Source organism: Actinomadura sp. GC306 (genome assembly GCF_004348665.1).
GTDB lineage: Bacteria > Actinomycetota > Actinomycetes > Streptosporangiales > Streptosporangiaceae > Spirillospora.
This window is the reverse complement of sequence record NZ_SMKM01000019.1, coordinates 1-22,444: the sequence shown is the minus strand read 5'-3', so window position 1 is coordinate 22,444 and position 22,444 is coordinate 1. Positions and strand designations below refer to the sequence as shown.

The 22,444-nt window shown below is 72.5% G+C and carries 22 protein-coding genes; 7 read left to right on the top strand and 15 right to left on the bottom strand.

What is annotated here, in order from left to right; all coding sequences use genetic code 11:
- Positions 1-187: 187 nt before the first annotated feature.
- From E1200_RS05085 to E1200_RS05030, 12 genes are all read right to left on the bottom strand, one after another.
- The gene (locus E1200_RS05085; RefSeq protein ID WP_131950610.1) at positions 188-712 is read right to left on the bottom strand and encodes an STAS domain-containing protein; all 525 of its coding nucleotides are present in this window, start codon (positions 710-712) and stop codon (positions 188-190) included.
- A 301-nt stretch (positions 713-1,013) separates the two neighbouring features.
- A complete protein-coding gene (locus E1200_RS05080; protein ID WP_131950609.1) occupies positions 1,014-1,859 on the bottom strand; it encodes an RNA methyltransferase in 846 nt (281 codons plus the stop codon).
- 34 nt (positions 1,860-1,893) lie between these two features.
- Positions 1,894-2,271, bottom strand: coding sequence for a 50S ribosomal protein L20 (gene rplT / locus E1200_RS05075; protein WP_131950608.1), 378 nt, complete (start codon positions 2,269-2,271; stop codon positions 1,894-1,896).
- A gap of 69 nt (positions 2,272-2,340) precedes the next feature.
- A complete protein-coding gene (gene rpmI / locus E1200_RS05070; protein ID WP_131950607.1) occupies positions 2,341-2,535 on the bottom strand; it encodes a 50S ribosomal protein L35 in 195 nt (64 codons plus the stop codon).
- Positions 2,536-2,718: 183 nt separating this feature from the next.
- A complete protein-coding gene (gene infC, locus E1200_RS05065; protein ID WP_131950606.1) occupies positions 2,719-3,267 on the bottom strand; it encodes a translation initiation factor IF-3 in 549 nt (182 codons plus the stop codon).
- 552 nt (positions 3,268-3,819) lie between these two features.
- Positions 3,820-4,677 carry a shikimate dehydrogenase gene (locus E1200_RS05060; RefSeq protein ID WP_131950605.1) on the bottom strand — a complete coding sequence of 286 codons (858 nt, stop codon included), beginning with the start codon at positions 4,675-4,677 and terminating at the stop codon, positions 3,820-3,822.
- A gap of 9 nt (positions 4,678-4,686) precedes the next feature.
- Positions 4,687-5,862 (bottom strand): endolytic transglycosylase MltG, encoded by a 1,176-nt coding sequence (gene mltG, locus E1200_RS05055; RefSeq protein ID WP_131950604.1) that lies wholly within the window; start codon positions 5,860-5,862, stop codon positions 4,687-4,689.
- Positions 5,859-6,317 carry a Holliday junction resolvase RuvX gene (gene ruvX, locus E1200_RS05050; RefSeq protein ID WP_131950603.1) on the bottom strand — a complete coding sequence of 153 codons (459 nt, stop codon included), beginning with the start codon at positions 6,315-6,317 and terminating at the stop codon, positions 5,859-5,861. The genes mltG and ruvX overlap by 4 nt, the downstream gene beginning before the upstream one ends.
- A 219-nt stretch (positions 6,318-6,536) precedes the next feature.
- Entirely contained in the window at positions 6,537-9,206 is a 2,670-nt protein-coding gene (alaS, locus tag E1200_RS05045) for an alanine--tRNA ligase (protein ID WP_131950602.1), read from the bottom strand.
- Between the two features lies 1 nt (position 9,207).
- Positions 9,208-9,537 carry a hypothetical protein gene (locus E1200_RS05040; RefSeq protein ID WP_131950601.1) on the bottom strand — a complete coding sequence of 110 codons (330 nt, stop codon included), beginning with the start codon at positions 9,535-9,537 and terminating at the stop codon, positions 9,208-9,210.
- A complete protein-coding gene (locus E1200_RS05035; RefSeq protein ID WP_131950600.1) occupies positions 9,534-9,944 on the bottom strand; it encodes a DUF948 domain-containing protein in 411 nt (136 codons plus the stop codon). Before E1200_RS05035 ends, E1200_RS05040 begins: the two co-directional genes overlap by 4 nt.
- A 111-nt stretch (positions 9,945-10,055) precedes the next feature.
- Positions 10,056-11,318 carry a replication-associated recombination protein A gene (locus E1200_RS05030; RefSeq protein WP_131950629.1) on the bottom strand — a complete coding sequence of 421 codons (1,263 nt, stop codon included), beginning with the start codon at positions 11,316-11,318 and terminating at the stop codon, positions 10,056-10,058.
- Between the two features lie 224 nt (positions 11,319-11,542).
- Here E1200_RS05030 and E1200_RS05025 point away from each other — a divergent pair, with 224 nt between their 5' ends.
- The 4 genes from E1200_RS05025 to E1200_RS05010 all read left to right on the top strand — a co-directional run bounded on the left by E1200_RS05025 (position 11,543) and on the right by E1200_RS05010 (position 13,869).
- Positions 11,543-11,908, top strand: coding sequence for a hypothetical protein (locus E1200_RS05025; protein ID WP_131950599.1), 366 nt, complete (start codon positions 11,543-11,545; stop codon positions 11,906-11,908).
- 90 nt (positions 11,909-11,998) lie between these two features.
- Positions 11,999-12,628, top strand: a complete 630-nt coding sequence (locus E1200_RS05020) for a DUF3105 domain-containing protein (RefSeq protein WP_131950598.1) — start codon at positions 11,999-12,001, stop codon at positions 12,626-12,628.
- A complete protein-coding gene (locus E1200_RS05015; RefSeq protein WP_243708346.1) occupies positions 12,625-13,239 on the top strand; it encodes a DUF305 domain-containing protein in 615 nt (204 codons plus the stop codon). The genes E1200_RS05020 and E1200_RS05015 overlap by 4 nt, the downstream gene beginning before the upstream one ends.
- A gap of 60 nt (positions 13,240-13,299) precedes the next feature.
- Positions 13,300-13,869, top strand: coding sequence for a TIGR03086 family metal-binding protein (locus E1200_RS05010; protein WP_131950596.1), 570 nt, complete (start codon positions 13,300-13,302; stop codon positions 13,867-13,869).
- A gap of 76 nt (positions 13,870-13,945) precedes the next feature.
- Here E1200_RS05010 and E1200_RS05005 read toward each other — a convergent pair whose 3' ends face one another.
- Complete coding sequence (locus E1200_RS05005) at positions 13,946-15,181, bottom strand: DUF349 domain-containing protein (RefSeq protein WP_131950595.1); 1,236 nt, start codon at positions 15,179-15,181, stop codon at positions 13,946-13,948.
- A 73-nt stretch (positions 15,182-15,254) separates the two neighbouring features.
- On the bottom strand, positions 15,255-16,037 hold the full coding sequence (locus tag E1200_RS05000; protein ID WP_131950594.1) for a peptidylprolyl isomerase: 783 nt from the start codon (positions 16,035-16,037) through the stop codon (positions 15,255-15,257).
- Positions 16,038-16,254: 217 nt separating this feature from the next.
- Here E1200_RS05000 and E1200_RS04995 point away from each other — a divergent pair, with 217 nt between their 5' ends.
- The 3 genes from E1200_RS04995 to aspS are packed head-to-tail and all read left to right on the top strand — an operon-like array spanning position 16,255 to position 20,006.
- Positions 16,255-16,950 carry an MBL fold metallo-hydrolase gene (locus E1200_RS04995; RefSeq protein ID WP_131950593.1) on the top strand — a complete coding sequence of 232 codons (696 nt, stop codon included), beginning with the start codon at positions 16,255-16,257 and terminating at the stop codon, positions 16,948-16,950.
- 12 nt (positions 16,951-16,962) lie between these two features.
- Complete coding sequence (hisS, locus tag E1200_RS04990) at positions 16,963-18,243, top strand: histidine--tRNA ligase (protein WP_131950592.1); 1,281 nt, start codon at positions 16,963-16,965, stop codon at positions 18,241-18,243.
- Positions 18,240-20,006 carry an aspartate--tRNA ligase gene (gene aspS, locus E1200_RS04985; protein WP_131950591.1) on the top strand — a complete coding sequence of 589 codons (1,767 nt, stop codon included), beginning with the start codon at positions 18,240-18,242 and terminating at the stop codon, positions 20,004-20,006. The genes hisS and aspS overlap by 4 nt, the downstream gene beginning before the upstream one ends.
- A 39-nt stretch (positions 20,007-20,045) precedes the next feature.
- Here aspS and E1200_RS04980 read toward each other — a convergent pair whose 3' ends face one another.
- A complete protein-coding gene (locus tag E1200_RS04980) occupies positions 20,046-22,220 on the bottom strand; it encodes a bifunctional (p)ppGpp synthetase/guanosine-3',5'-bis(diphosphate) 3'-pyrophosphohydrolase (protein ID WP_131950628.1) in 2,175 nt (724 codons plus the stop codon).
- Between the last annotated feature and the right edge of the window lie 224 nt (positions 22,221-22,444).

Below are 22,444 nucleotides of genomic sequence, written 5' to 3'. Positions count from 1 at the left end.
CGCGAGGGGGTTCCTCTCCGCCCACAGCGGCCTCCACAACACCGAAGAGAACGCGGCCTGTCGAGAAGAGACTCTAGCCGCATTCGGACACCTGACGGGAGCCGGAAACCGCCCCGCGGAAAGGCATGTGTAGCCTTCGGGCGGCGTTCCGGCGGGGGACGGGACGGTCACCGGAACGCCGGGGACCTCAGCCGGACGCGGTGGGCGAGTCCAGGGCGGCGAGTGCGCCGCGCACGTCCGGGTGGACGGCGAACAGCCGCTGCAGCCCGGTGACGCGCAGCAGCCGCAGCTGGGCGGGCCGCACCCCGGCGAGCACGATCTCGCCGCCGGTCGCGGCGATCTGGTTGTGCGCCGCCACGAGCGCGCCGAGCCCGGCCGCGTCGCAGAACGGCACGGCGCTGAAGTCGGCCACCAGCCGGCGCGGGCCCGCGGCGTGCAGCTCGACGAGCCTCGCCCGCAGGAGGTCGGCCGTGCGCAGGTCGATCTCGCCGGTCACCAGGACGACGGCTGTTTCGCCGCTGACCCGGACGGTGGCGACGTCCAGCCCCGCCCCGTCCAACCCGAACTCGTCCGGCCCTGCCTCCTGCTCGCCGAGGATCTCGGCGGAGGGTGCCGCGGGCGCGGCGGCTCCGGGCGGAGCGGCGGTGCGGCACCTCACCTCCGGCGCGCGCCGGCCCGCCGTCCGCCTGGACGGCCTGAACCCGTCGGTCATCACTTTCGCCCCCAACTCTGCACGGCACCCTCGCCGCCCCTGGTCAACGCACTGATCAACACCGTAGACCGCGGAACCGGCCGGCGAACTCCCTCGCCGGGCCCGTATCCCGCTCCTACCTGCGAACGAGCACCGCGTCGCGGCGGGCCCCCTGACCCTCCGCCCGTGCGCGGAACATCCTCGCAGTCAACCGGCCGGAAAACGACGCCGGAGGCGACCGATGGCGGCCATCCGGGTACGCTGCGCACCGCATCGAACCGCCGCGACCGCCGTCACCTGCGGTCGTCCCGCCCGGTTCCTCTCATTCCGGCGGAACCGCCTCACCCGCCGCGGCGGCGCCGCGCTGAGCGCGTGCCGAGGCGTACAGGCATACGGCCGCGGCCGTTGCCAGGTTCAGGCTCTCCGCGCGCCCGTAGATCGGGACCCGCACGACCTCGTCGGCGTGGGCGAGGATCTCCTCGGGGAGCCCCCACGCCTCGTTGCCGAACACCCAGGCGGCCGGCCGCGCGAGCAGCCCCTGGTCGATCGCCTCGTCCAGGGTCCGGTCGCCCGCGCCGTCGGCGGCCAGGACGGTGAGCCCGGCGCCCTTCAGCTCCGCGGCGAGCTCGCCGAACCGCGGGCCGACGACGACCGGCAGGTGGAACAGGCTGCCCGCCGAGGCCCGCACGCACTTGCCGTTGTACGGGTCGACGGACGCGTCGGTGAACACGACCGCCTCCGACCCCGCCGCGTCGGCGGTGCGCAGGACGGTGCCCGCGTTGCCGGGATCGCGGACGTGCGCGAGGACGGTCACCAGCCGGGGCCCCGCCTTCAGCGCCTCCTCCAGCGGGACGTCGACGAACTCGCAGACCGCCAGCAGCCCCTGCGGGGTGACGGTCTGCGCGAGCTCGGCCATGATCTCGCCGCTGACGCGCAGGACCGGCGCGCCCGCGCGCTCCGCGGCGAGGACCAGCTCGGGATGGCGGGCCTCCGCCTCGGCCGTGGTGAACAGCTCGGCGAGCCCGCCGGGGATCCGCAGCGCCTCGCGCACCGCCTGCGGCCCCTCGGCGAGGAACCGGCTCTCGCGGCGCCGGAAGGCGCGCTTGGCGAGCCGGCGAGCGGCCTTCACCCGTGGTGATCGGAGGGAGGTCAGCTCGCGGCCCGCCATATCGCTGTAATCGCCTGTCGCCCGGGGCGCGGGATCAGGCGGCCTCCGAGCCCTCGACCGGAAGCGCGCCCTTGGCCACCTCGACCAGCGCGGTGAACGCCGCCGGGTCGTTGACGGCCAGCTCGGCGAGCATGCGGCGGTCGACCTCGATCTCGGCGGCCTTCAGGCCCTGGATGAACCGGTTGTAGGTGATCCCGTTGGCGCGGGCCGCGGCGTTGATCCGCTGGATCCACAGCCGGCGGAACTGGCCCTTGCGGTCCTTGCGGTCCCGGAACGCGTAGGTCATCGAGTGGAGCTGCTGCTCCTTGGCCTTGCGGTACAGGCGCGAACGCTGACCGCGGTAGCCGCTCGACCGCTCCAGGACGACCCGACGCTTCTTGGCGGCGTTGACCGCCCGCTTCACGCGTGCCACGTGCTGACTCCTTCGTGGGGGCCGGGGCCATGCCAGCCTCGGCCGGTCGCTGATGTTGCAGGTCGAGGGCTACTTGCGCAGCAGCTTCTTGATGTTCTTCGCGTCGGCGTCGGCCACCACGGCCGGGCCGTCGAGCCGCCGCGTCCGCTTGGACGACTTGTGCTCGAGCAGGTGGTTCTTGTTGGCGCGGCGGCGCATCACCTTGCCGGAGCCGGTCACCTTGAAGCGCTTCTTGGCACCGCTGTGCGTCTTGGTCTTCGGCATGGTCGCCGTCGTCTCCTTCTTTCCCGGCTCCCGTGCCGGACGCATGGGAGCGCGCCTGATCGGCGTATCGCACGAGGTTCCGTGGACACGCCAGGTCAGGCATCAATGTACGTGCGCCGCGACCCCGCTCAGGCGCGAGGTCGCGGAGTCCGGGGCCGCCGCGTGGCCGGTCCCGAACGGCCGTCAGGCGGTGCTCTCGGCCTCCTGCCCGCGGGCCGTCTTCTTCTTGTGCGGACCGATCACCATGATCATGTTCCGGCCGTCCTGCTTGGGCCGCGACTCGACGAAGCCGAGCTCCTCGACATCGTCGGCGAGCCGCTGCAGCAGCCGGTAGCCGAGCTCGGGGCGGGACTGCTCACGACCGCGGAACATGATCGTGACCTTCACCTTGTCCCCGGCCTTCAGGAACCGCACCACGTGACCCTTCTTGGTCTCGTAGTCGTGCGGGTCGATCTTCGGGCGGAGCTTGATCTCCTTGATGACCGTGTGCGCCTGGTTCTTCCGCGCCTCACGTGCCTTCATCGCGGACTCGTACTTGAACTTGCCGTAGTCCATGAGCCGGGCGACGGGCGGCCGCGCGGTGGGCGCGACCTCGACGAGGTCGAGGTCCGACTCACGCGCGATCTCAAGGGCCTTGGCGATGGGCACTATGCCCACCTGTTCGCCGTTCGGGCCGACGAGCCGGACCTCGGGCACGCGAATGCGGTCGTTGATACGCGGTTCGGCGCTGATGGGACCTCCTTGGGGCCGTTCTCAAGTTCGTTGGACCGGTCGTACCCCGAGGCTTCCACGAGAAAAGCCCCGTACGACTCACGCACGGGGCCACCTTCGGTCTCCTGGACGGCGGAGCCGTCCGAGGACGACGGCGCGACGGGCACGGAGCCCGTTCGCCGGACCGAGGACCCACCGGCCTCCAGGCCGGTCAGGTGGGAGGTGGCCTCCGCTTAGAGCGCCCCGTCCGCACGAGCAGGTGCCGCGCGCACAGGGCCGGTCGGCCAACCACATTACCATCCGCGGGGACCGCATGGCCCCGGTCGGCGGCCTGCGATCCCGCGGATTCGCGGCCGGTCCGCGTGAGGTACGCCACCTCGTCAACATGCCGGGCCGCCGGTGCATTCCCGGGGCGGGTGACGAGGGGCACCGCTCGGGCTGCAGTCAGCGCGCGCACGCCCGGGACGTGCCGCTGAGCGGGCTGCTGCCGCACCGCCGGCCGCCGGCCCGGTGGCGCGCAGGCGGCGGCGCCGCACCCCGCGCGGGCCGCCGTCCTCCGCGCCCTGACCGGGCTCACGCCAGGCGCGCCCGGCGGGCCAGTTCCGCCTCCCCGGCGGCGCGCATCGCCGCCACGGGCACGTCGTCGCGGCCGGTCATCAGCGCCACCTGCCGGACCGCCTGGTGCAGCAGCATCGGAAAGCCGCCCACGACCGTCCCGCCGGCCTTCTCGACCGCCGTCGCGAGCGCCGTGGGCCACGGCGCGTACACGACGTCGAACAGGGCGGCGCCCGACGCGGCGACCGGGGCGGCGAACGCGTCCGCCGCCCGACCCGGCAGCGTCGACACCACCAGCCCGGCCGCCGGGAGTTCCCCGGCCACCCGGTCGAGCGTGCCGACCTTGACCGCGAGCCCGAACCGCTCCCCGACCCGCACGGTCTCGGCGGCGCGCTCCGGCGTGCGCACCGCGAGCACCGCCTCGGCCGCGCCGAGCGCGGCGAGGGCGGCGAGCGCGGACGCGGCGGTCGCGCCCCCGCCCAGCACCACCGCTCCGGCGTCCGGCCCGCCGACCGTGACACCCGCCTCGGTCAGCGCCGCCACCATGCCGTGCACGTCGGTGTTGTCGCCGTGGCGCCGCCCGTCCCGCAGCACGATCGTGTTGACGCCGCCGACCTTCACCGCCAGGTCCGACACCGTGTCCACCAGGTCCAGCGCGACGCGTTTCAAGGGCATGGTCAGCGACAGGCCCGCCCATTCGGGCCCGAGGCCGTCCAGCAGCCCCGCCAGGCCGCCCTCATCGCACTCGACCGCCGCGTAGGACCAGGCGTCCAGTCCCATCGCCGCGTACGCCGCGCGGTGCAGCACCGGCGACAGCGAATGCGCGATCGGCGCGCCCAGTACGGCGGCCCGCCGGGCCGTCTCCCCCACCGTCACTCCCTCGGATCAGTTGCCCGGGTTCTCCCGCTGCCAGGCCCGGAACTCCTTCTCCAGCTCCAGCTGCTGCTCGTAGGTGGCGGCGAACTTGGTGATCCCGCGGTCCGGGTCGGTGGTGACGAAGAACAGCCACGGCCCGGGCTTGGGGTTCAGCGCCGCCTCCATCGCCGCGCTGCCCGGGTTGCCGATCGGCCCCGGCGGCAGCCCCTTGTACTTGTAGGTGTTGTACCGCGAGTCGTACTTGAGGTCCTCGTTGGTCACCGTGAGCGTCCGCTTGCCGAGCGCGTACACGACCGTGCTGTCGAACTGCAGCGGCATGTCCTGGTCGACCCGGTTGTAGATCACCCGGGAGACCTTCGGCAGGTCGCTCGGCCGGGCGCCCTCCGCCTGGATGAGGCTGGCCAGCGTGACGACCGTCCCCGGCTTCATCCCCGCCTCGCGCGCCTTGCCGATGAGGTCGTCGCTCTCCGCCTGCTCGTTGAAGCGGTCCACCATCTGCTTGAGGATCTGCCCCGCCGAGCCGTTCGGGTCGAGGTCGTAGCGGCCCGGGAAGAGGTAGCCCTCCACCCTGTTGTTCGCGTACGGCGGGAGGCCGAGGCCCTCCGGCTTCTTCGCGGCCGCCTCGAACTCCTTCACCGGGATGCCGGTCTTCTTGGCCAGCAGCTCGAAGACCTCGACGGCCCGCCGGCCCTCCGGGATCGTGATCTGGGTGTCGGCGCGCGACTTCGGGTCCAGCAGCAGCGCCATCGCCGCCGCGGACGACATCCGCTGCCGCATCTGGTAGAAGCCCGGCTGGATGCTGGACGCGCGCGTCTCCGTCTGGAACACCTTGACGAACGCGCGGGAGCTCTTGACGACCTCGTGCTCCTCCAGCGCCTTGCCGATCACCGCGCCGCTGGCGCCGTCCTTGATCTGGACCGTGACGCTGCCCGTGCCCTGACCGGCGTAGTCGGGGGGGTTCCACTTGTCGTCGAGCCACGCGTAGCCGAGCACGCCGCCGGTACCGAAGATCGCCACCAGGAACGCCATCGCGAACAGCGCCGCGGCCCGGCCGTTGCGCCTGCGGCGCTTCTGCTGCTTGCGGGTGCGCCGCTTGTCCTTGCCGCCCGGCCGTTCCTCCGGCGGCGGCCGCCCGTCGCCGTACGGGTCGTCGTACGGGTCCGAAAAAAGGTCCAAGTCGTTCATGAGCTCCCCCGGACGATCTCTCCTGGGGGGCTTCCCGTCAATCGTTCCGCGTCGAGGGCCGCCTGGAGCAGCACCGCCGCGGCGGCCTGGTCGACGACCTTGCGGCGCGCCTTCCCGTGCACTCCCCCCGCCCGCAGGCCGCTCTCGGCCGTGACGGTGGTGAGCCTCTCGTCGTGCAGCCGGACCGTCCCGGGGGGCAGCCGGTCCGCGAGCCGGGCCGCGAACCTGCGCGCCGCCTCCGCCGCCGGGCCCTCCCGGCCCGACAGGGACGTCGGCAGGCCCACGACGACCTCGACCGCCTCGTACTCGGCGACCAGCTCCACCAGCCGGTCGACGTCGCCCTTGCCGCTCTTCACGGTCTCCAGGGGGGTGGCGAGCACGCCGCCGGGATCGCACCGCGCGACCCCGACCCGCACGCTCCCCACATCCACCCCCAGCCGGACGCCGTTTCTCATGGCTTCGCTCCGCTCAGCGGCTCCGGGCGCCTTCCCGGCACCGGCCTCCCTCGTCGCGTGCTCACTCCTTCGTCGCTCCGCGCGCTCCTCAGTCCAGCCGGCGCCGCGCCCTCCGCGCTCATGGCCTCGCTCCGCTCAGCGGCTGCGGGCGCCTCCCCGGCGCGCCCTGTGCGGGTGTCGTCGCTTCGCCCCCGGTCGCTCTACCCCGATGTGCGGGGATCACGCGGCCCCTACTGCGCGTTCGACCGCGTCGAGCGCCTCGCCGACCGCGGCGGGGTTCGCGCCGCCGCCCTGGGCGAGGTCGTCCTTGCCGCCCCCTCCCCCGCCGAGGGCCTTGGCGGCCGTGCCGACGAGCGCGCCCGCCTTGAGGCCGCGCTCGCGCGCGCCCTCGGTGACGGCGACCACCACGACGGGACGGTCCTTCGGCACACCCGTGACCATGACGACCGCCGGGCGCGAGACGAGCCGGCCCCGCACGTCCACGGCGAGCTTGCGCAGGTCGTCGGCCCCCGTGCCGTCGGGTGCGCGGTGCCCCACGAAGGCGATGCCGCCCACGTCCTTGGCGGTGTCGGCGAGCGAGCCCGCGATGGCGAGGACCTGCTGGGACCGGAGCTTGTCCAGTTCCCGCTCCGCGTCGCGGAGCCGGGTCACGACACCGGAGATCCGCTCGGGCAGCTCCTCCTTGCGCGTCTTGAGCTGCTCGGCGAGCTGCGCGACCAGCACGCTCTCGCGGGCGAGGAAGCGGAACGCGTCGATGCCGACGAGGGCCTCGACGCGGCGTACCCCGGCGCCGATCGAGGACTCGCCCAGCACCTTGACCAGGCCGAGCTGCCCGGAGCGGGCGACGTGGGTGCCGCCGCACAGCTCGCGGGAGTAGTCGCCGACCTCGACGACGCGGACCTCGTCGCCGTACTTCTCGCCGAACAGGGCGAGCGCGCCCATCGCGCGGGCCTCGTCGATCGAGGTGTGGAAGGCGCGGACGTCCAGGTCGGCGACCAGGACCTCGTTGACCTCGTCCTCGACGTCGCGCAGCACGCTCGCGGGCACCGCGCCGGACGCGGTGAAGTCGAACCGGAACCGGCCGGGCGAGTTCTCCGACCCGGCCTGCGCCGCGGACTCGCCGAGCGCGCGGCGGAAGCCGGCGTGCACCATGTGGGTCGCGGTGTGCGAGCGGGAGATCGCCCGGCGGCGCTCCACGTCGACCTCCGCGTGGGCCGAGTCGCCCGCCTGGGCCTCGCCGCTGAGGACGCGGCCGCGGTGCACGATGAGGCCGGGCAGGGGCGCCTGCACGTCGGTCACCTCGATGACCGCGCCGTTGCCGAGCCTGATCACGCCGTGGTCGGCGAGCTGCCCGCCGCCCTCGGCGTAGAAGGGGGTGCGGTCGAGGACGACCTCGACCTCGGTGCCCTCCCCGGCCGCGGGCGCGTTCGCGCCGCCGACCAGCAGGCCAACGAGGCGGGCGTCGCCGCGCAGGTGGCCGTAGCCGATGAAGTCGACCTCGCCGCCGGCGCCGGTGAGCAGCTCGTCGAGGACGGAGACGTCCAGGTTGCCGGTCCGCTTGTCGCGGGCGTCCTTCTTGGCGCGCTCGCGCTGCTCGCGCATGAGGCGCCGGAAGCCCTCCTCGTCCACCTGGAGGCCCTGCTCGGACGCCATCTCCAGGGTGAGGTCGATCGGGAAGCCGTAGGTGTCGTGCAGCTTGAACGCCTGGTCGCCGGCGAGCGTGCGGCCGCCGGACCGCCTGGCCTCCTCGACCGCGGTGTCGAAGATGGCGGTGCCGGTCCGCAGCGTCTGGAGGAAGGAGTCCTCCTCGGCGTCGATGACCGTGTGGATGTTCGCGGCGGTGCGCACCAGCTCGGGGTACTGCTCGCCCATCGCCTTGATCGCGACGTCGGTCAGCTCGTGCATGAGGCCGGCGTCCTGGCCGCCGAGGAGCCGCAGGTTGCGGATGGAGCGGCGCAGGATGCGGCGCAGCACGTACCCGCGGCCCTCGTTGCCGGGGCGGATGCCGTCGGCGACCATCATCGTCCCGCTGCGGACGTGGTCGGCGATCACGCGCAGCGACACGTCGGCGCGCCGGTCGCGGCCGTACCGGGCGCCGGTCAGCCCGGCCGCGCGGTCCAGGACGCGCCACAGCGTGTCGGTCTCGTAGATGTTGTCGACGCCCTGCAGGATCGCCGCCATGCGCTCCAGGCCCATGCCGGTGTCGATGTTCTTGGCGGGCAGGTCGCCGAGGATCGGGAAGTCGGTCTTGCCGTCGCCCGGCCCCCGCTCGAACTGCATGAAGACGAGGTTCCACACCTCCAGGTAGCGGTCCTCGTCGGCGACCGGCCCGCCCTCGCGCCCGTACGCGGGGCCGCGGTCGTAGTAGATCTCCGAGCAGGGCCCGCACGGGCCGGGGACGCCCATCGACCAGAAGTTGTCCTCCATGCCGCGCCGCTGGATGCGGTCGAGGGGGACGCCGACCCTGTCGTGCCAGATGCTCCGCGCCTCGTCGTCATCGTCGAATACGGTGACCCACAGCTTCTCCTCGGGGAACCCGAAACCGCCGTCCTCGCGCGGCCGGGTCAGCAGCTCCCAGGCGAACGGGATCGCCTGCTCCTTGAAGTAGTCCCCGATGGAGAAGTTGCCCAGCATCTGGAAGAACGTGGCGTGCCGGGTGGTCTTTCCGACCTCCTCGATGTCCGGCGTCCGCACGCACTTCTGCGCGCTGGTCATCCGCTGGGACGGCGGGGTGCGCTGGCCGAGGAAGTACGGCTTGAACGGGACCATGCCGGCGTTCACCAGCAGCAGGGTCGGGTCCTCGGCGACGAGGCTTGCCGAGGGCACCACCAGGTGCCCGCGCTCCTCGAAGAACGTGAGGAAGCGGCGTGCGACCTCTGCCGACTCCATATCAGTGGCCATCCTTGTCGTTATCGGCGTTGTCGATGATCGTGTATCGCGCCTTGAGCACCCGGCGCCGGCCGGGCTGCTCGGCGTCCGGCGGAGCCTGGTCCATGCGGACGGCCTCGCGCAACTCCTCTTCACGGGCACGCATCTCGGTACGCACGTCGGAGGCGAAAAGCCTCAACCGCTCGCTCGCGCCCTGCCCGGTGGACACCGCCCGCGCGGCGACCCCCTCGGGGGACCAGGCGCGCGCGATCCGCTCGACGCGGCGCTTGACGCGGTGCGAGACGTAGACGCCCGCGCCCGCCCCGACCGAGACCCAGAACAGCCGCCTCATCCGCGTCCCCTGCCCGAGGAGCGCGCCTGCAGCTGCGGCCTGCCCGGATCGGCGTCGCCGTCGCGCCCGCCGAGGGCCTTGCGCACCCCGTAGGAGAACGCGGCGGCCTTCACCAGCGGGCCGCCGACCACCGACGTCATGACGGTGGTGACGGCGGAGACGTTCTGGGTGACGCCGGCCACCTGCTTGGTGATGACGTCGGTGCGGCCGAGCTGCTCGTTGGCGCGCTTGACCGTCCGGGTCATGTCGTTCATCAGCGGGCCCGCCTGGTCGCCGATGTCGTGGACGACCTTGGTCGCCTCGCCGAGGAGGCGGGAGAGCCGCAGCAGGGTGAGCGCGATGAACGTGACGAGCACCGCCCAGAACACCGCCACGATGAGACCTGCCAGCTGTCCACCAGTGAGCATCAGGGCTTTCCGTTCGCGTGAGTTCGGCTCGGAGCCGGACATGTGGCCAGTGACAGACCTTACCGGTCAGCCGCCCCACATGCCGGGACCACCGGGCGGGTCGGGTTCCGGTCAGCGCCGGTCCGCGGTACCGCGCAGGACCGAGCGGATCCGCGCGAGCACCTCGGTGAACCTGGACTCGGCACCGTACCTGGTCGGGCGATAGTACTCCCGTCCGTCCACGGTGTCGGGCGCGTACTGCTGCCGGACGACCCCGCCGGGGTGGTCGTGGGCGTACTTGTAGCCCTGCCCGTGCCCGATCTTCGCCGCGCCCTTGTAGTGCGCGTCGCGCAGATGCCCGGGGACGGGCCCGGCGAGGCCCTTGCGCACGTCGCCGAGCGCACCGTCCACCGCCGTGATCACCGCGTTGGACTTGGGGGCGAGGGACAGGTGGATGACCGCCTGGGCGAGGTTGATGCGCGCCTCGGGCAGCCCGACGAACTCCACCGCCTGCGCGGCGGCGACCGCCGTCTGCAGGGCGGTCGGGTCGGCCATGCCGATGTCCTCGCTGGCGTGGACGATCAGCCGCCGGGCGATGAAGCGCGGGTCCTCCCCGGCCTCGATCATGCGGGCCAGGTAGTGCAGCGCGGCGTCGACGTCGCTGCCGCGGATGCTCTTGATGAAGGCGCTGACGACGTCGTAGTGCTGGTCGCCCTCGCGGTCGTAGCGGACGGCGGCCCGGTCGACGGCCTTCTCCAGGACGCCGGTGTCGATCACGGCGCCGTCCTCGACGACCAGGGCGGCGGCCTCCAGGTAGGTGAGGGCGCGCCGGGCGTCCCCGCCGGCCAGCCGGACGAGGTGGTCCTCGGCCGCCTGGTCGAGGGCGACGGCCCCGCCGAGGCCGCGCTCGTCGGCGAGCGCCCGGTGGATCACCTCGCGCAGCGCCTCCTCGCCGAGGGGCTCCAGGGTGAGCAGCAGCGACCGCGACAGCAGCGGGCTGATGACGGAGAAGAACGGGTTCTCGGTGGTGGCGCCGATGAAGGAGACCCAGCGGTTCTCGACGGCGGGCAGGAGCGCGTCCTGCTGCGCCTTGTTGAAGCGGTGGACCTCGTCCACGAACAGGACGGTCTGCCGCCCGGTCATCCCCAGCTCGCGCTTGGCCAGGTCGATCTCGGCGCGGACGCGCTTGACGCCGTCGCTGACGGCGGAGATCTCCACGAACCGCCGGGAGGTGACGTGGCTGACGACCGTGGCGAGGGTCGTCTTGCCGGTGCCCGGCGGCCCCCACAGGACGAGCGACATCGGCACGTCCCGGTCGACGAGCTGCCGGATGGGGGTGCCGGCGCCGAGCAGGTGCCCCTGGCCGACGACCTCGTCCAGCGCGCGGGGACGCATCCGCACCGCGAGGGGCTGCCCGGCCCCCGGCCCGGCCGCGGCGGGCGGCGCCTGCGGCGCGGCGGGCTCCGGCGCCGCCCCCGCCTCCGTGTCGAAGAGTCCCTCCGGCTCACCCGTGGTCACGCTCCGACAGTATCCGGCGGGGCGGACACTCCCGGCCCCGGGAACCCGGGAACCCGGTGTCGCGTTGGAACAGCCCGGAGTGTAGATACAGGAGCGTGACGGTGTCCGGTACGACCCCGCGGCGTCGGTACGGGCCGGCCGGGCTGCTCGTGATTCTCTTCGTGGTGGGCGGGCTGGCCTTCAGCTACGGCCTGGGCCATGCGCCGGTGTCCCGCGTCTGCACCGAGCAGGCGGTGAGCGCGCCGCTGCAGGACCGCACGCCACCGCAGCAGGAGCGGCCGGAGACCCCGCCGGACGCCTGCCTGTGCCTCGCCGTCCTGTTCACCCTCCTCCTGCTCGGCCTCGCCGCCGGGACGCGGCGCCCGGCCTTCCGGCTGCCCGCCCGGGTCGGCTGGGCGGTCGTCCGGCTGCCCGAAGGCAGGCGGGTCCCCCTCCACCGGCACTCCCTCCAGGTGCTCCGGCTGTAGACGACCGGCCGCAAGGCCACCGCGGCGTCCCCCGGCGCCGCGGCACGTCACGCACAGCCGGACCCAGCCCCCTGGAAGGAAACCCCTCGCATGTCGAAGAGCGCCCGCAACAGGAACGCCCGCGCCAAGAGCACCCCCGCCAAGAAGGCCCCCGCCAAGAACGTCCTCACCCAGCGGCAGGTGCCGTGGGGCACCATCGCCTTCTTCACCGTCATCGGCGTCGTGGCGTTCGTCGCCATCGGCTACGCGTTCATGCAGTCGAGGTCGTCCGCCGACGAGTCGATCGCCGGGCTGGTGACCAAGGACGACCTGAGCCGCGACCACGTGACCGGCAGCGTCGAGTACGAGACCGACCCGCCGATGGGCGGCGAGCACGACGGCGCGTGGCAGAACTGCAACGGCCGCGTGTACGAGGCGCCGCTGCGCAACGAGAACGCGGTGCACTCCCTTGAGCACGGCGCCGTCTGGATCACCTACCGCCCGGGGCTCGCCGCCGACCAGCTGCAGGCGCTCCAGACCAGGGTGAACGGCACCGATTACACGTTCATGAGCCCGTACCCCTCCCAGGACTCCCCGATCGCGCTCAGCGCCTGGGGCAAGCAGCTCAAGCTGCAGGACGCCGCCGACCCGCGCGTGGACGAGTTCCTCCGCGCCTTCGTGAAGGGCCCGCAGACCCCTGAGCCCGGCGCGCCCTGCGACGGCGCCAAGGACGCACCGTGACCCGGGGGCGGCGCCCCACCGTCGTCCTCGCGGTCCTCATCCTCGTGGCGGGGCTGGCGCTGCTCCTGTTCCGCTCCGGCGGACCCGGCCCGAACGACCCGGAAGCCGGGTTCGCCCGCGATATGAGCACCCACCACGCCCAGGCGGTGCGGATGTCGTTCATCGTCCGGGACCGGACGGACGACGACGGCGTCCGCCTGCTCGCCTACGACATCATCAACACCCAGCAGGCGCAGATCGGCATGATGACCGCCTGGCTGGACGAGTGGGGGCTGCCGAAGACCGACCCGGCGGGCCCCATGCGCTGGATGTCCGGGCACGCGGGGCACGGGCACGCGGGGAACGGCCACGCGCCGGGCGCGATGCCGGGCATGGCGACCCGGGAGGAGCTCGCCGGCCTGGAGAAGGCGTCGGGTGAGGACTCGGAGGTCCGGTACCTGCGGCTGATGATCGCCCATCACCGCGGCGGCGTCGACATGGCGGAGGCGGTGCTCACCCTCAGCGGCCACGACCGGGTGCGCCGGCTCGCCAGGACGATGGTGGACGGCCAGCGGTCGGAGATCGATCAGATGAACGGGATGCTGCGCGAGCGGGGCGCCCCCGAAGCGTGAGACGGGCGACCTTGGCGATACCGCTTGACAGGCCGGGCGTATCGCGGGTCACTGACGACCATGGCTCGGAACCTCAGCGGCTACCACCGGGCCCTCGACCTGTTCGAGGGCCTGGTGGCCGGCGTCCCCCGGGACGGCTGGGACGCGCCGTCCCCCTGCGAGGGCTGGACCGCCCGCGACGTGGCGGGCCACGTGACCGGCGGCCAGTTCCTGATCATGGCGCTGGCGGCCGGGCGGCCCGTCCCCGGCATCGGCGGCGACCCGGCACGCTTCGTCCCGGGCGACGTACTGATGAGCTGGTGCGCGGCGCGCAAAGAGTGCGCCGCCGCCCTCACCGAGGACGCCCTGACCCGCCCGATCCCGTTCGGCGGCCTAGGCGAACTTCCCCTGGCCGACTGCCTGGAGGCGTACATTCTGGAGCCCTTGGTACACGCCTGGGACCTGGCACAAGCCACAGCCCAGCCGTCCCGCCTGGACCCGGACCTGGTCCACCACGCCTTCGCCACAGCCCAGGTAGTGGCCCCCCACCTGCGCACCACAGGCCACTTGTCACCCCCGCAACACCCCCCGAAAGGCGCGGACGAACAATCTCGCCTCCTGGCCTTCCTGGGCCGAACCCCCCACTCCTGACCACCCAGCCAGCCGAGCACCCGACGCACGGCTCGCCGTGCGCTGACGGAGGTTCCGGGGGTCGCCCCCTGGGGGATTAAGAAAACTCGGCCAGGGTTCGTTCTGCTTCTTCCAGCCAGGCTCGGCGGGCGGTCAGGGCCTCTTCGGCTTCCTTGATGTCCTTCTCGCGGCCGGCGTCGCGGGCCTTGGCCAGGCGCTTCTCCAGCTGGTCGATGGAGGTGCGGAGCTGGGTGACGGTCGCTTCGGCGCGGGCACGGGCCTCGGGGTTGGTGCGGCGCCATTCGTTCTCCTCGGCGGCGCGGACCGTCTCCTCGATCTTGCGGAGCCGGCCTTCGAGGCGGTCGCGCTGGTCGCGGGGGACCATGCCGGCGGCCTCCCAGCGCTCCTGGATGGTGCGCAGCGTCTGCCTGGCCTGCCGGACGTCCTTGACGGGCAGCAGCCGTTCCGCCTCGGCGAGGATCTTCTCCTTCTCGGCGGCGTTGCCGCGGAACTCCGCGTCGCGTTCGGCGAAGGCGGCGCTGCGGGCCTGGAAGAAGGTGTCCTGGGCGCCCTTGAAGCGGGTCCAGAGGTCTTCTTCGGCGTCCCGGGAGGCGCGTCCGGCGGACTTCCAGCGGCGCATCAGCTCGCGGTAGGCGGCGGCCGTCTCGCCCCAGTCGGTCGAGCCGGCCATCGCCTCGGCCTCGGCGACGAGGCGCTCCTTCTCCCTGCGGGACTCCTCGCGCTGGTCGTCGAGGGTGGCGAAGTACGCCTTGCGGCGCTTGGTGAAGGCGTTGCGGGCGGACGACAGGCGCTTCCAGAGGGCGGTCTCGGTGGGCCGGTCGATGCGGTCGGCGGCCTTCCACTCCTCGACGAGCTGGCGCAGCCGCTCGCCGCCGTTCTTCCAGTGGGTCTCCTCGGCGGCGATCCGCTCGGCCTCGGCGACGATCCGCTCCTTGACCTCACGGGCCTCGTTGCGGTGCTGCTCGCGCTGCGCCTTGACCTCTTCGCGGCGCCGCCCGACCAGTTCGGTGAGGGCGTCCAGGCGCCGGGCGAGGGCGTCGAGATCGCCGACGGCGTGCGCGTCGGAGACGGCCTCGCGGAGCCGGTCGATGCTCTGCTGCGCCTGCGCGGGCTGCAGGTCGGTGGTGCGGACCCGCTGCTCCAGCAGGCCGATCTCGGTGACGAGCGCGTCGTACTTGCGCTTGAAGTAGGCCAGGGCCTCTTCGGGCGCACCGGCCTGCCAGGACCCGACGACGCGCTCACCGTCGGACGTCCTGACGTACACGGTGCCGTCGTCGTCCACCCGGCCCCAGGGATCGGTCGCGCTGGACACCCTTGCCTCCTGAATCGCGGGTCCGGACGCTTTTCCAGCCACCGGACCCTCCACACCTTAGTATCCCGTTCGCCTATTTCCCGGCGATCGAGACGTCCCGGATCGTGACCTTCTTCTTGGGTTCGCCGTCTCCGTCGGGTTCCGACCCGGCCTTCGCGATCCCCTTGATGACGTCCAGCCCCTTGGAGACCTTCCCGAAGACGGTGTAGTCGGGCGGGAGCTGCGAGTCCTCGTAGACGATGAAGAACTGGCTGCCGTTGGAGTCCGGCTGCGAGCTGTGCGCCATGGCGAGGGTGCCGGCCTTGTACTGGGCGCCCTCGGTGTTCTCGTTGGCGTACTGGTAGCCCGGCCCGCCGGTCCCCTCGCCCGTGGGGTCGCCGCACTGCAGGACGCTGAGCCCGCCGCTGGTCAGCCGGTGGCAGTCGGTCTTGTCGTAGAAGTCCTTCTCCGACAGGAACGCGAAGGAGTTAACGGTGCAAGGCGCGTTCTGGCCGTCCAGTTCCAGCACGACGTCGCCGTGGTTGGTCTTGACGGTCGCCTTCACCGTCCCCTTGTGGACGGGCTTGACGGGCGGGGTCCCGAGGTCCTCGGGCGCGCCCGGCACCTGCGCCGGCTTGTAGAGGCACTCCCCGGGCTTGGCCTGGGGGCTCGCGGACGCCTGCGCGGCGGCCTCGGACTCGTCGTCCCCGCCGGTGAACGCGACGATCGCTGCCCCGCCGGCCACGATCGCGGCCACCGCGCCGGCCGAGCCCATGACCTTGAGGCGGCGCGCCCGCGCCGCCTGCTGGGCCCGCCGCTGCTCCTGCCGCTCGTACCGCGCACGCGCGAGCTGCTTCTTGCGGTCCTTCCCCGCCACGGGCTGCTCCTCCGATGTGATCAGGTGAACGTGCAGCGCATAGTAGCGGCCCCCGGGGGTGAACGCGTCCCGGCGTTCAGCGGGCGCTCAGGCGGCGCCGCCCCGGCCGCCGGGCACCGGACGCGACACGGCGACCCGGTGATCTCGTTCGCGGTGGCCGTGGCCGCGCCGGTACCCTCGGACAGGCCCACCGAGATGGTTCTAAGGAAGGACGACCGTGCTCGTCGCCGGGTTCCCCGCCGGATCTTTCGCCGCGAACTGCTACGTCGTGGCCCCCGCCGCGGGTGAGGAATGCGTCATCATCGACCCCGGCGAGAACGCCGAGGCGGGGATCGACGAGATCGTGCGCGAGCACCGGCTGAAGCCGGTCGCGGTGCTGCTCACGCACGGCCATCTCGACCACGTGTGGTCGGTGGCGCCGGTCTGCGGCGCGAAGGACGTCCCGGCCTACATCCACCCGGACGACCGCGACCTGCTCACCGATCCGGCGAAGGGGCTGTCGCTCGGCGCCGGGCAGCAGCTTTTCGGCGGCCTGGAGCTGACCGAGCCGGACGACGTGCAGGAGCTGGCCGACGGGGCGGTGCTCGAGCTGGCCGGGCTGAGCTTCACCGTCGACCACGCGCCGGGCCATACGCCCGGGTCGGTGACCTTCCGGACGCCGAAGACGCGGGAGCTGCCGGACGTGATGTTCACGGGGGACCTGCTGTTCGCCGGCTCGATCGGACGCACCGACCTGCCGGGCGGGTCGTACGAGGAGATCCTCGCCAGCCTGTCGCGGGTGTGCCTCGCCATGCCCGACGAGACGGCCGTCCTGCCCGGCCACGGGACACAGACCACAATCGGCCGCGAGCGCGCGACGAACCCGTTCCTCTCGGAGCTGGCGCCCGCGGACGGCCCCGGCAAGGGATTCTGAGCCTAAAAGACCATGAGTTCGATTTTCCGGGCCCCCAAGGGGGTCAGTGAATACGTTCCGCCGCGCGCGGACCTCTTCTACCGCATCCGGGAGGCGTTCGCCGAGCAGGCGAGGCTCGCCGGGTACGGCTACCTGGAGCTGGCCGTCTTCGAGGACACCAACCTGTTCCGGCGCGGTGTCGGGGAGTCCACCGACGTCGTCTCCAAGGAGATGTACACCTTCGAGGACAGGGGTGGCCGCTCGCTGACGCTGCGTCCCGAGTTCACCGCGTCGGTGCTGCGGGCGGTGCTGGAGAACAACCTCCACAAGGGCGCGCTGCCGGTGAAGGTGTGGACGACCGGGCCGGCGTTCCGCGCCGAGCGGCCCCAGCAGGGCCGCTACCGGCAGTTCTACCAGCTCGACCTGGAGGCGATCGGCAGCGAGGACCCGCGGGTCGACGCCGAGACGATCGCGATCGCGTGGAACTGGTACCGCTCCCTCGGGCTGACCCGGGTGCGGCTGCTGCTGAACTCGCTGGGCTGCAAGGAGTGCCGCCCCGCGTACCGGGCCCGGCTGCAGGACTTCCTGCGCGGCCTGGACCTGGACGAGGACACCCGCGCCCGGGTGGAGATCAACCCGCTGCGGGTGCTGGACGACAAGCGGCCGCAGGTGCGCGCGCAGCTGGCGGGCGCCCCGCTGATGGCCGACCACCTGTGCCCCGCCTGCAAGGCGTACCACGACCGGGTCCGCGAGCTGCTCGGCGACCTCGGCATCACGTGGGAGGACACCCCCACCCTCGTCCGCGGGCTCGACTACTACACCCGGACGACCTACGAGTTCGACCACCCGCTGCTCGGCGCCCAGTCCGGCATCGGCGGCGGGGGCCGCTACGACGGGCTGTCGGAGGACATCGGCGGCCCGCCGCTGCCCGGCATCGGGTTCGGGCTCGGCCTGGACCGCACGGTCCTCGCGCTGGAGGCCGAGGCGCCGGAGGGCGGGGCCGCCGCGGCCGCCGCCCGGCCGCGCTGCGAGGCGTTCGGGGTGCCGCTCGGCGACGCCGCCGAGCGCCGCATGTTCGCGCTGGTCGACGAGCTGCGCCGGGCCGGGATCGCCGCCGACACGGCGTTCGGCGGCAAGAAGCTGAAGGGCGCCATGAAGGACGCGGACCGCTCCGGCGCCCGCTACGCCGTGATCCTCGGGGAGCGGGACATCGCCGAGGGCGTCGCCCAGGTCAAGGACCTCGCCGCGGGCGAGCAGGCCGCCGTCCCGCTCACCGCCATCGTCACGACGTTGAAGGAAAGGCTCTCGAAATGATCCGCACCCACGAGGCGGGCACGCTCCGCAGGGAGCACGCCGGGCAGCAGGTCACGCTGGCCGGCTGGGTCGGCCGCCGCCGCGACCACGGCGGCGTCACGTTCATCGACCTGCGGGACGCCTCCGGCACCGCCCAGGTGGTCTTCCGGGAGGAGGACGCCGCGCACGACCTGCGCTCGGAATTCTGCGTGAAGGTCGTCGGGGAGGTGCGGATCCGGCCGGAGGGCAACGAGAACCCCGAGCTGCCGACCGGGGACATCGAGGTCGCCGCCGCCGACATCGAGGTGCTGTCGGAGGCCGCGCCGCTGCCGTTCCCCATCGAGGGCGACGTCAACGTCAACGAGGAGATCCGGCTCAAGTACCGCTACCTCGACCTGCGCCGCGACGCCGTCGCGCGGGCGGTGAAGGTCCGCTCCGAGGCGTCGTTCCTGGTGCACGAGGTGATGCGCGAGCACGGCTTCGTCAACGTCGAGACCCCGACGCTGACCCGGTCGACGCCCGAGGGCGCCCGCGACTTCCTGGTGCCGGTCCGGCTGCAGCCGGGCCACTGGTACGCGCTGCCGCAGTCGCCGCAGCTGTTCAAGCAGCTGCTCATGGTCGGCGGGCTGGAGCGGTACTACCAGATCGCCCGCTGCTACCGCGACGAGGACTTCCGCGCCGACCGGCAGCCGGAGTTCACCCAGATCGACATCGAGATGTCGTTCGCCGACCAGGACGACGTCATCCGGGTCTCCGAGGACCTCGTCGGCCGGCTCTGGAAGGAGATCGCGGGGTACGAGGTGCCCCGGCCGATCCCCCACATCACCTACGCCGACGCGATGTCCCGGTACGGCTCCGACAAGCCCGACCTGCGGTTCGGCCTGGAACTGACCGACATGACCGAGTACTTCGCGGACACGTCGTTCCGGGTGTTCCAGGCCCCGTACGTCGGCGCGGTGGTCATGCCGGGCGGCGCGTCCCAGACCCGCCGGGAGCTCGACGGCTGGCAGGACTGGGCGAAGGCGCGCGGCGCCCGCGGCCTCGCGTACGTGCTCGTCCAGGAGGACGGGACGCTCGGCGGCCCCGTCGCCAAGAACCTCTCCGACGCCGAGAAGGAGGGCCTCGCCGCCCGGACCGGCGCCGGCATCGGCGACGCGATCTTCTTCGGCGCCGGCAAGCGGCACGCGACGCAGGAGCTGCTGGGCGCCGCCCGGCTGGAGATCGGCCGCCGCCGCGAGCTGATCGACGAGTCGGCGTGGAAGTTCGTGTGGGTGGTCGACGCGCCGGTGTTCGAGCCGGTCGAGGACGACAAGGGCGAGCAGATCGGCTGGACGGCCGTGCACCACCCGTTCACCGCGCCGAAGGCGGAGTTCGCCGCCACCTTCCAGGACGACCCGGGCGGTGCGCTCGCCAACGCCTACGACCTCGTGCTGAACGGCACCGAGATCGGCGGCGGGTCGCTGCGCGTCCACCGCGCGGAGATGCAGCAGCGGGTGTTCGACGTGCTCGGCATGTCGAAGGAGGAGGCCGAGTCGAAGTTCGGGTTCCTGCTGGAGGCGTTCAAGTTCGGGCCGCCCCCGCACGGCGGCATCGCGTTCGGGTGGGACCGGATGGTCATGCTGCTGTCCCGGCAGGACTCGATCCGCGACGTGATCGCCTTCCCGAAGGCGGCGTCCGGCTACGACCCGCTGACCGCCGCCCCGACGCCGATCACGCCGCGGCAGCGCGCCGAGGCGGGCGTCGACGCGGACCCCGAGCAGAAGAGCGCGGCCGCCGGGAGCTGACCGGCGGGGAACGAACCGTGGCGCGGGCGGCGCCGTCCCTCAGCGGGCGGCGCCGCTCGGCGTCCGGTACACGTCGTAGACGCCGTCGATGGACCGGACGGCCTTCAGGACGTGCCCGAGGTGCTTCGGGTCGCCCATCTCGAACGTGAAGCGGCTGACGGCGACGCGGTCGCGGGTCGTGGTGACCGACGCCGACAGGATGTTGACGTGCTGGTCGGACAGCACGCGGGTCACGTCCGACAGCAGCCGCGGGCGGTCGAGCGCCTCGACCTGGATGGCGACCAGGAAGACCGAGTCCTCGCCCGGGGACCATTTCACGTCGATGAGCCGGTCGGGCTGCGACTTCAGGCTCTCGACGTTCACGCAGTCGGCGCGGTGGACGGACACGCCGTGCCCCCGCGTGACGAACCCGACGATCTCGTCGCCGGGCACCGGGGTGCAGCAGCGCGACAGCCGCACCCACACGTCGGGGTCGTCGGCCACGACGACGCCCGGGTCGCCCGCGGGGCGGGTCCGCTTGCGCCGGGTCGGCAGCGCGAGCTCGGCGAGGTCCTCCTCGGCGCTCTCGACCCCGCCGAGGGCGTCCACGAGGCGCTGGACGACGTGCTGCGCCGACACCTGGCTCTCGCCGACCGCCGCGTACAGCGACGACACGTCCGGGTAGCGCATGTCGCGGGCGAGGGCGAGCAGCGCCTCGCCGGACATCATCCGCTGCAGCGGCATGTTCTGCTTGCGCATCGCGCGGGCGATGGCGTCCTTGCCGGACTCGATCGCGGTGTCGCGGCGCTCCTTGGAGAACCAGTGCTTGATCTTGTTGCGGGCGCGGGCGCTCTTGACGAAGCCGAGCCAGTCGCGGCTCGGGCCGGCGTCCGGCGACTTGGAGGTGAAGACCTCGACGGTGTCGCCGTTGTCGAGGGTCGATTCGAGGGGGACGAGCCGCCCGTTGACACGGGCGCCGATACATCGGTGCCCGACCTCGGTGTGGATCGCGTACGCGAAGTCGACGGGGGTCGCGCCCTGCGGCAGCGCGATCACATCGCCCTTCGGCGTGAACACGAACACCTCGGACACCGACAGGTCGAACCGCAGCGACTCCAGGAACTCGGCGGGGTCGGCGGTCTCCTTCTGCCAGTCGAGGAGCTGGCGGAGCCACTGCATGTCGCCGGCCTTGCGCCCGGCGACCGTCTCCTCCTTGTACTTCCAGTGCGCGGCGACGCCGTACTCGGCGCGGCGGTGCATGCCCCAGGTGCGGATCTGCAGCTCGACGGGCTTGCCTCCGGGGCCGATCACCGTCGTGTGCAGCGACTGGTACATGTTGAACTTCGGCATCGCGATGTAGTCCTTGAACCGGCCGGGGACCGGGTTCCACCGCGCGTGGATGGTGCCGAGGGCGGCGTAGCAGTCGCGGACGCTGTCGACGAGGACCCGGATGCCGACCAGGTCGTAGATGTCGTCGAAGCTGACGTCCCGCGCGATCATCTTCTGGTAGATCGAGTAGTAGTGCTTCGGGCGCCCGGTGACGGTCGCCTTGATCCGGGCGTCGCGCAGGTCGGCGGAGACGTACTGGATCACTTCCTGGAGGTAGACGTCGCGGCGCGGGGCGCGCTCGGACACCAGGCGGGCGATCTCGTCGAACCGCTTGGGGTACATCGTGGCGAACGCGAGGTCCTCCAGCTCCCACTTCAGCGTGTTCATCCCGAGGCGGTGCGCGAGCGGCGCGAACACCTCCAGGGTCTCGCGGGCCTTCTTCTCCTGCTTGTGCCGCGGCATGTAGCGCAGCGTGCGCATGTTGTGCAGGCGGTCGCCGAGCTTGATCACCAGCACGCGGATGTCGCGGGACATCGCCACGACCATCTTGCGGACGGTCTCGGCCTCGGCGGCCTCCCCGTACTTGACCTTGTCGAGCTTGGTCACCCCGTCGACGAGGGCGGCGATCTCGTCGCCGAAGTCGTCGCGCAGCTGGTCGAGCGTGTAGGGGGTGTCCTCGACGGTGTCGTGCAGCAGCGCCGCGCACAGCGTCTCGGTGTTCATGCCGAGCTCGGCGAGGATCGTCGCGACGGCGAGCGGGTGCGTGATGTACGGGTCGCCGCTCTTGCGCTTCTGGTGCCGGTGGTGGTGCGCGGCGACGTCGTAGGCGCGCTCGATGAGCCGCAGGTCCGCCTTGGGATGGGTGTTGCGGACCGTCTTGATCAGTGGTTCGAGTACCGGGTTCATAGCGGGGCCGCGCTGGGCGCCGAGCCTGGCGAGCCGGCGGCGCACCCGGGCGGCGGACGGTGGGATCGTGCCCTGTGCGGGCCTGGACGGTACGGCGGGCTCATCGGCGGCCTGCTCTCCGGAAGCCTGGTCCTCGGAAGCCTGGTCCTCGGAGGCCCCGCCGGAAGCCTGGGCTTCGGGGGCCTGCGCTGCGGGAGCCCGCCCTGCGGGGGCCGGCTCTTCGG

Excerpts from the sequence above, each read along its gene's own strand:
- ruvX (WP_131950603.1), bottom strand. The coding sequence starts at position 6,317 with ATGAGAAACGGCGTCCGGCTGGGGGTGGATGTGGGGAGCGTGCGGGTC.
- rpmI (WP_131950607.1), bottom strand. The coding sequence starts at position 2,535 with ATGCCGAAGACCAAGACGCACAGCGGTGCCAAGAAGCGCTTCAAGGTG.
- E1200_RS05035 (WP_131950600.1), bottom strand. The coding sequence starts at position 9,944 with ATGCTCACTGGTGGACAGCTGGCAGGTCTCATCGTGGCGGTGTTCTGG.
- E1200_RS05080 (WP_131950609.1), bottom strand. The coding sequence starts at position 1,859 with ATGGCGGGCCGCGAGCTGACCTCCCTCCGATCACCACGGGTGAAGGCC.
- E1200_RS05040 (WP_131950601.1), bottom strand. The coding sequence starts at position 9,537 with ATGAGGCGGCTGTTCTGGGTCTCGGTCGGGGCGGGCGCGGGCGTCTAC.
- alaS (WP_131950602.1), bottom strand. The coding sequence starts at position 9,206 with ATGGAGTCGGCAGAGGTCGCACGCCGCTTCCTCACGTTCTTCGAGGAG.
- E1200_RS04980 (WP_131950628.1), bottom strand. The coding sequence starts at position 22,220 with ATGAACCCGGTACTCGAACCACTGATCAAGACGGTCCGCAACACCCAT.
- E1200_RS05010 (WP_131950596.1), top strand. The coding sequence starts at position 13,300 with ATGGCTCGGAACCTCAGCGGCTACCACCGGGCCCTCGACCTGTTCGAG.
- hisS (WP_131950592.1), top strand. The coding sequence starts at position 16,963 with ATGAGTTCGATTTTCCGGGCCCCCAAGGGGGTCAGTGAATACGTTCCG.
- E1200_RS05085 (WP_131950610.1), bottom strand. The coding sequence starts at position 712 with ATGACCGACGGGTTCAGGCCGTCCAGGCGGACGGCGGGCCGGCGCGCG.
- E1200_RS05030 (WP_131950629.1), bottom strand. The coding sequence starts at position 11,318 with ATGCGTCCCCGCGCGCTGGACGAGGTCGTCGGCCAGGGGCACCTGCTC.
- mltG (WP_131950604.1), bottom strand. The coding sequence starts at position 5,862 with ATGAACGACTTGGACCTTTTTTCGGACCCGTACGACGACCCGTACGGC.
- E1200_RS05020 (WP_131950598.1), top strand. The coding sequence starts at position 11,999 with ATGTCGAAGAGCGCCCGCAACAGGAACGCCCGCGCCAAGAGCACCCCC.
- aspS (WP_131950591.1), top strand. The coding sequence starts at position 18,240 with ATGATCCGCACCCACGAGGCGGGCACGCTCCGCAGGGAGCACGCCGGG.